Genomic DNA, 7,681 nt, shown 5'->3' with positions numbered 1-7,681 from the left:
CAAAAAATAGGGTCTAGTTCATTAAGCACGCTTTTTTTATTAATAATTAACTTCCTTTAGGAAAAGGCCCTTAGCTTCGGCTACTGCCTTTGCATACTTTCTTTCCTTTTTATCTCTTATAACTTCAACTTCCTCTGGAGTTATAATTCCAAGACCTACTTCTATTAAGGTGCCTGTAATTATTCTTACCATGTTCATTAGGAATCCATCTCCTGTATAGCTTATGTTGATGTAATCCCCCTCTTTTGTGAATTCTATAGAGTTTATTGTTCTTACAGTGGATTTAGTTTTTGATTTTAAAGTTGTAAAACTTTGAAAATCATGGGTTCCTATTAAGTACTTAGTAGCTTCTCTCATGGCATCAATGTTAAGAGGCTCTTCTACATGAGTACAGTGCTTAAGATTAAACACATCTCTATACTTATTGTTATATATGCTGTACACATAAGTTTTACTTTTAGCATTATATCTTGCATGAAACTTTAAAGGCACTTCTTTCACCTCAGTTACTTGTATATCTTGAGGTAGATATTTATAGCAGTAGTCTAATATGTATCCTGGGGCTAAATCCTTGGTAGTTTGGAAGTTTGCCACGTAATTTAGAGCATGAACTCCTGCATCAGTTCTACCACAACCATGAACTTGTATCTCCTCTTCTGTCATCTTGCTAAGAAGAGCTTCTAACTTTCCTTGAATGGTATTATCCTCTTCCTTTTGCTTTTGCCAGCCTTTATATTTACTGCCATCATATTGAAGTGTAAGTTTTATATTTTTCATTAAGGTTTCTCCTACTTTCTAATGGTTTTACTTTTGCTATGTCATAACTATTATACTCTAACTAGAAAAAAATAAGCAGATAGGCTTAACCTATCTGCTAAATTATACTATATAACTTCTTTAAATGTAATTAACCTATAATATATTCTTTTACCTAACTAGCTTTTCTGAAACTTTTCCTTCTTCAGTTCCATCTGTTTTTATTCGCCATCTTTCACCATCTACTGCACTAAAATAAATCCAGTTTGAGGATATAGCGAAGTATCTGCACCAGCTTTTAGATAACCTTGTAAATCCTGATCCATCCATGTCTATCCTATATAAACCATAATGCTCCTCTCTTTCACTAGCGCTCTCATTATCAGCACTGAAAAAGATCTTATTGCCAGAAATATTTATGCTACTAGGCTCAAATTTATTAGGCTTGTATATTGTAGCTCTATTACTTCCATCAACCTTCATTTTCTCAATAGCTCCATTATACCTTACATAATACAGCCAGTCACTGCTAATGGCCAAACGACGTGTACCACTATCTAGTATTCTTTCTACCTTAGTACCATCTATTTTTATTCTACATAGTAATGTCTTAGCCTCTTTTTTACTTAGAAGATTGGTGTATATCCATTCCCCTACAACCACCATTTCTAAATTATCATCTGTATCAAGGTCATTATCATTTACAGAGATTTTTGTTTTATTAGATCCATCAACTTTAATTTTATATATTCCAACACCATTTTCTTCCGGTGGATAAGTATAATATATCCATTCACCTACCACATTAATTGACATTATCATGCCGTCAACAAGCTTAGCTTTATTAGACCCATCTTTTTTAACCTTATATATGCCCATGTCATACATGCCTGATGAGTAATAAATCCATTCCCCTACTATATTTATACTGTATCCTGGACTATCAGTGACTTTTGTTAACCCAGAATCATCAGGTTTAACTTTATAGATTTTATCCGCATCACTCCTGTTAGTAAAATATATAAACTCCCCATCAAAGGCAGTTCCTGACCCATTTATTATATTGCCTGTAGTGTTGCCATAGCTGAATACTGTTACAGGCGCAGGGTTTGGTGCAGAACTTGTATTGGTGTTTTTGCTAGAACTATTTGTATTGCCTTTTGCTGTTCCCGTACTAGTACTTGTGCTTCTCCCTGTAACCTTTGTCCCCTTGCTATCACTTTCCTTTTCTGTCATACCTACAAGTTCCTTATTGTACTCAGCTTTTAATGCTAAAGCCTCTTTATTTGTTTCGTCAAACTTTAAGATAATATCTAGAAACCCAATTGCCTCACTATATCTTTTATTATCTATTTCTAATTTAGCTTTAGCAAGATTCTCTTCAACATATGCTCTGCTGGCCTGTGTAATCTTATCCTGAGAGTCCTTTCCATATCTTCCTACACTTTTAATCTTCTTAAACACATCTATTGCTTCTAAGTAATTTTTATCAGCTAAAAGTTTTTCACCTTCACTATAAAGCTCCTTTGCTTCCTTAATTGAATTTACCATGGAAAGCTTTTCATCTATTTCGCTACTATTTTTATTTTTACGATTTAGTGCTTCCTTATAATACTTTTCTGCTTCATCAAAGTTTTCACTTTCCAAAGCCTTATCCCCTAAGCTCACAAGATTGTTGTACTGATTTGAGCTATAGGAATAAACCGCAGTGGGTATCGATACTGCTAAAACAATTGCCCCTATAATAATTCCTAATAAAACCTTGTTTTTCTTTTGTCTCTGACCATTTTTGTCTGTTCCCATCTTTCTCCCCCATAACCTAAGTATTTGTTTAATGATAAATTCAAAATATAGTTTAATGCTGCTCTTTTTTAAAAATAATTACTATAAAGCCTAGAACCTGAAGATAATAAATGAAGCATTTATTTAGTAATTTTAGAACTAGCTTGTACCACCCTAAAGATACTTAACCTATTCACTAATAAAATTGTGTTGCTTTTTATCTTCCATGAACTTTCCTAAAAGCTCCGTATTTGTAGAAAAGTGTAACATTATTCAGAATTTTATCAATATATCCTATATTTTACAGGATTATGAATGAAAAATAAAGTATTTTTTAAGGAGATCAATGTAAAATAAACTAAATTGCATACTAAATTTCTGCTTTTTCCTTACTCACTAGGTTTTTTATGATGCACTTCCATTTCAGCTATGTGAAGAGGTAGCTTGCTAACATAGCATCTTCCATGTTGTCTTAAGTATAAAAAAATTCTATTATCATATATTCAAGACTTTGCCTATCAAAGGGTTTAGTAGTCGATATTTTACCACGTTTTTGAAATCACTATTTAGTATAACTATCAAGTTATCTGAGAAATTATTTTAATAGCTGACTAGTTACATTTGTTCCATCTATCCAATTAAAACCGCCCTTGCTTATGCAAAGGCGGTAAAAAAGGTGATTGACTATTTTTCTTAATTTACAAAATAATTAGTTAAGTAAAATTTGTTGAAATAATTCTTTATAATCATTAAAAACTTCCTCGTCTTGCGCATAATGTATATACTCTTTATCAATGCTTATTGCAGTTTTTAAATAGTTAGTTGCTGTATAAAAATCACCCAACTTTGCACATATTACTGATAAATTATAGTAGGCATCAGCATAGTCAGAACTAATAGAAACTGCTTTGCTACAAGCTTGTTTAGCGTCATCAAATATACCCATATGACATAACAATTGTCCCTTCCTATTATAGGCTATATCGTAATCAGATTCTAAGTGAATAGCCTTATCGTAGCACTCTATAGCTTGCGTGTAATTTCCTAGATCTTCTTCTGCATAAGCTTTAAATACATAGGTTTCTTTAGTAGGCTGAATAGTCAGAGATTTATTATAATTTTCTATAGATTCATTATATTTTGCAGAACAATATAATGCATAACCTTTATTCGTATATATTTCGGAATTATTAGGGTTAATTTTTATAGCCTTATCGTAATAGTATACTGATTCATTATACATTTCTATACAATCATAATAATAAGCAATAGAATTATATACAGATTCATCATCACAACCTATTTTTATAGCCTCTTTATACAATGAAATTGCCTCATTAATATTTTCGTGTGAACTTTTTAAATCTGCTAATTCTAATAATTTTTTTGATTTAAAAGTTACTGTTAAATTGTATCCCCTATCTTCTAGAAATTTTTCTACTAACTGTTCAGACTTATTCTCTGCATCTTCTTCGCAAAAATCCAATTCTTCAAGCCATTGCATATAATGTATTATTTCATGAGCTATAGATATTAATATTGATTTTCTAAATTCATTAACATCATTTAAGTTATCTTTGTGATTTTCCACATCCACTCTAATGTAAGGATTATGCCCTCTGTTATCTGGTGCGAAAAATGATGCTAAAAAAATCTCTTCATTATTTATTTTACTTATATACTTGCTTTTTATATAAACTGTAACTGTAACAGGAAAATCCAACTTTCCCCTAATCCATTTTCCAAATTCTATTACTATTTCCCTTAGTTGTAATTCAATTTCATCTAAACATCTAATTCTTAATCCACCACACAACATATAAGTAATCCCTTCCTTAATCAATATTTTTTATGTCCTTTTCTAGAAGGAGTATGCTTTTTCATTCCTCTGTTCGAGTTTTTGTTACTTCTCGATTCAAAATTCTTATTCTTTCTCTTTTTCTCATTTACCTCTCGTCCTTGTTGTTTTCTATTAGCGCTTCCAATTGGACTATTCACTGTTTGCGAATCATTTTTGTTTGAATAACTAATTTTATTTTGCTTACTTTTATAATATTCGTAACCTCCATAACCTATAGTTGCAACAGTAGCAACTCCTAATACAACCCATCCAACTGGATTCCAAAAATTCGCACCACCAAGTGACCAAGATGCTCCTAATGCACCACCTCCAGCAAGTGCAAATCCCCAAAAATCACCATCACTATCTTCACGCATTGCAGGGTTATTGTCACAATAGCTGAATAAGTTCTTATCTGTTAAGTCAGCTAACGTAGATGTTAACACATCTGTATCATCCGCATTTAACATGCGACAAAACTCTGGATTGTAGATAATATAATCCTGTCTCGGTATCATACCTATATCCTCTATATCTATAAGGATTCTTAACTCCTACAGTATCTTTAAGTGTTCCATCTATAGAAATTAGTTTGCCCCAACTATCATAGGTGTAAGATACAACTTGAGTTCCTGCTTTATCTATTAATCCAATTATATCACCTTACCATATTACTTTTATTACTATCCTTATTATAATTAATAATTAAGGGATACCTAAAAGCATAACTTTCAGACATCCCTATTTTAACTTCTATATTCTTATTTATTATTTTTTATAATCTTAACACATGTTGTAGTAAATGCAATAAAAGCACCAACACATGTTGCTAAACATATCCAGAGAAATGTTATATACTTATCAACTAGATATGGATATATAATTACAAACACTAGTATTATAGTTGCCATTAATGAAAGTATTGGGAAAAGTATTGTTATTCTTGTATAGTATTTTTTGATTTTATCATCAAATTTTCGCTTTCTTATTCCCATGATGACTGCAATATTTGAAATGAATAATACTAAAATAGTAATTTGAATAGGTATATTCTCAATTCCTATTTTATCTAGCAAAAATTTAGCTATAATGAATGATAATATACCTAGAATCGAATACATATTACTTTGAGACTGTTTCATTATTTAATATACTCCTCTTTGTAAAATTAATTAAAACTTTTTATCAATAAAATATGTAGCTCCAAGTTTAAATGTTTCTGTCGCTACTGCTATTCCAATACCAACACCTACAATAACTATGCCACCACTACCTACTAATGCTGCTCCAGCAATAACGCCTGCTACAAATCCACCAACATCAAATAAATTTCTCACTAAAGCGGCATTAGTACTGTATCTTCCTGAAAAATTATCTGCAATTGATATGCCTGCACTTATTCCTCCAGCAATCTTTAGAGCTTTTCCAAGATGTTTAGCAGAAAGCGTTACTTCACTTATTGCTTTTGTGCTTTTTCGTGTTGCAACTTTTGTCGTGGAACTGTAAATTGTAACCTTATTTAAACTCTCTTCACTCGCATTTATTGCAGCTCCTTTTCCTACTTCTTTTGCAGAATTGCCAGCTCATTTTGCCAAATCCTGTAATTTCTACGTACCTTCTCCACCTTCTCCAAAACACTCGAAGATAAAAATCCATGGTCGTCCTTCATATTTATAGGATTATTTTTTGTATAAGCAAACATATTTGTAGATAACAAATCACCTGTTACAGCAGCAATTGTATCAGCATTAATAAACCTTCCCACTCTGGGTTATAATATCTACTCTGTATGTAATAAAGGTCTGTGTCGGTATTATACTTATTCTCTTATGTCCATGATATGAATAGAATGGGGATTACGAGTGCTATTCTCTTAATCCCCATTCCATTTAGCCTAAATCCTTCATTTATTTAACCTATACGACGAAATATCTTATTAATACTAATTTTATTTTTTTCTTTTTTTAAAAACAAAATTAGTTATACCTCCAAAAATTATACCAAATACTATAGAACCACATATCAACTCAAAAATATCTTTAAACTTAATAGGTAGTGAGCAGTGTGAACTATTAATTATTAGGCATATGAAAAAGCCTATTATATAGTCTATCTTTCTATCTTTCATTGAATTCACCTTCTAGCACCTTAGTAATTTATCATTACACATTCAAATCTTATATAAACTCAATTGTAAAATTTAATTAACATTTATCTGTCACAACCTCTTGGATGAAAATTATTAAATGAGTTTGGGTCATTTGTTACATTGTTAAAACCTTTAAAAATAACGCCTGTTTTATACATTAAATAATTCTTTACTAAAATAAAAGGTGTAATAGACATAGCATTTATATTTCCTTTTTATTACTTATAATAATTAATAAATTAAGTTTTTTCAAATTATCTTTAAAACATTAGAAAAGTTTCTAGTTTTATTTTATATATTTTAAAATTAACTTAAGGTATGGTTCTTATATAATTAAAATGCTCTAATGAGATAATTTTATATACAAAGAAAGTAGCTCTGTGCCTAAAATTACTACTATGAAAAATATAATCAAACATTTTATAATTTTGCTAGTAGTTTTCTTTGATTCACTTACTTTTTTACTATATATCCAAAGTCCACAAATTATAGGAGTAAAAGATACTATAGTTATTATAAATGCTAATAAGTTATTTTTTGTAGGAATCTGCATTGTTTCAGTAATTATCACGGAAATAAAATAAATAGCTACTCCCAAAGATATTAATATTTTTATTCGGTTCTTTTGAAAATAGTTCTTCATATCCACTTACCTTCCTGTATTTTTTCTAACTTACAGTTATCGTATGTTAAATTTGATGAGGCTATATTGTATAGAGTTTAATTTTGAACAATACAAAGTGATTTTATATCATTAGCTGAATAAGCTAGTATACACTATTATTCGTTGAGGAAAATGACAACTACAACGAAATAACTAAAATATTGTTTGTTATTCGAAAAAAAGTACTTTGAACATTACACTTATCATTGAAATAAAAACTGAACCAAAGAAAAATACGATGAACATTTTTGTTTGTTTATTTTTTTTGTTGTCTGATTCAATAATTTTTTTACCATATTTTAAAAGCTTATAAGTAAAAAAAACAATTGGTAGAACCATTCCTAAAAAATATATAAATTCATCTACTGTAGGCATCTTCATTTTTCGAATATCTACTGACAAAAAGAAATAAAGTAAAATCACTAAAGATATCAATATTGTAGCTTTATTTTTTTTAAAATAATTTTTCAGAGTGTGTAAATAAGTCTGT

The 7,681-nt window shown here is 30.0% G+C and carries 9 protein-coding genes; all 9 read right to left on the bottom strand.

Annotated features, from left to right (window positions below; genetic code table 11):
- Window positions 1-39: 39 nt before the first annotated feature.
- Window positions 40-777, bottom strand: a complete 738-nt coding sequence (truA, locus tag B3040_RS03825; protein WP_291570393.1) for a tRNA pseudouridine(38-40) synthase TruA — start codon at window positions 775-777, stop codon at window positions 40-42.
- 150 nt (window positions 778-927) lie between these two features.
- Complete coding sequence (locus B3040_RS03820; protein WP_291570389.1) at window positions 928-2,559, bottom strand: DUF5050 domain-containing protein; 1,632 nt, start codon at window positions 2,557-2,559, stop codon at window positions 928-930.
- A gap of 688 nt (window positions 2,560-3,247) precedes the next feature.
- Complete coding sequence (locus B3040_RS03815) at window positions 3,248-4,357, bottom strand: tetratricopeptide repeat protein (RefSeq protein ID WP_291570387.1); 1,110 nt, start codon at window positions 4,355-4,357, stop codon at window positions 3,248-3,250.
- Window positions 4,358-4,377: 20 nt separating this feature from the next.
- Window positions 4,378-4,896, bottom strand: coding sequence for a hypothetical protein (locus B3040_RS03810; RefSeq protein ID WP_291570385.1), 519 nt, complete (start codon window positions 4,894-4,896; stop codon window positions 4,378-4,380).
- A 243-nt stretch (window positions 4,897-5,139) separates the two neighbouring features.
- Window positions 5,140-5,520 carry a hypothetical protein gene (locus tag B3040_RS03805; protein ID WP_291570383.1) on the bottom strand — a complete coding sequence of 127 codons (381 nt, stop codon included), beginning with the start codon at window positions 5,518-5,520 and terminating at the stop codon, window positions 5,140-5,142.
- Window positions 5,521-5,550: 30 nt separating this feature from the next.
- Window positions 5,551-5,715 (bottom strand): hypothetical protein, encoded by a 165-nt coding sequence (locus B3040_RS03800; protein WP_291570381.1) that lies wholly within the window; start codon window positions 5,713-5,715, stop codon window positions 5,551-5,553.
- Between the two features lie 221 nt (window positions 5,716-5,936).
- Complete coding sequence (locus B3040_RS03795; RefSeq protein WP_291570379.1) at window positions 5,937-6,143, bottom strand: hypothetical protein; 207 nt, start codon at window positions 6,141-6,143, stop codon at window positions 5,937-5,939.
- A 727-nt stretch (window positions 6,144-6,870) separates the two neighbouring features.
- Complete coding sequence (locus B3040_RS03790; protein WP_017413685.1) at window positions 6,871-7,170, bottom strand: hypothetical protein; 300 nt, start codon at window positions 7,168-7,170, stop codon at window positions 6,871-6,873.
- Window positions 7,171-7,359: 189 nt separating this feature from the next.
- Window positions 7,360-7,681: hypothetical protein (locus tag B3040_RS03785; RefSeq protein WP_291570377.1), on the bottom strand; the 322-nt coding region annotated here is incomplete at its 5' end.

It is taken from the genome of Clostridium sp. UBA4548 (assembly GCF_002387895.1).
Lineage (GTDB): Bacteria > Bacillota > Clostridia > Clostridiales > Clostridiaceae > Clostridium_J.
The sequence above is the reverse complement of the archived record's forward strand: the minus strand, read 5'-3'. Positions and strand labels throughout refer to the sequence as shown.

Coding starts and splice junctions, on each gene's coding strand:
- truA (WP_291570393.1), bottom strand. CDS start 777: ATGAAAAATATAAAACTTACACTTCAATATGATGGCAGTAAATATAAA.
- B3040_RS03820 (WP_291570389.1), bottom strand. CDS start 2,559: ATGGGAACAGACAAAAATGGTCAGAGACAAAAGAAAAACAAGGTTTTA.
- B3040_RS03815 (WP_291570387.1), bottom strand. CDS start 4,357: ATGTTGTGTGGTGGATTAAGAATTAGATGTTTAGATGAAATTGAATTA.
- B3040_RS03810 (WP_291570385.1), bottom strand. CDS start 4,896: ATGATACCGAGACAGGATTATATTATCTACAATCCAGAGTTTTGTCGC.
- B3040_RS03805 (WP_291570383.1), bottom strand. CDS start 5,520: ATGAAACAGTCTCAAAGTAATATGTATTCGATTCTAGGTATATTATCA.
- B3040_RS03790 (WP_017413685.1), bottom strand. CDS start 7,170: ATGAAGAACTATTTTCAAAAGAACCGAATAAAAATATTAATATCTTTG.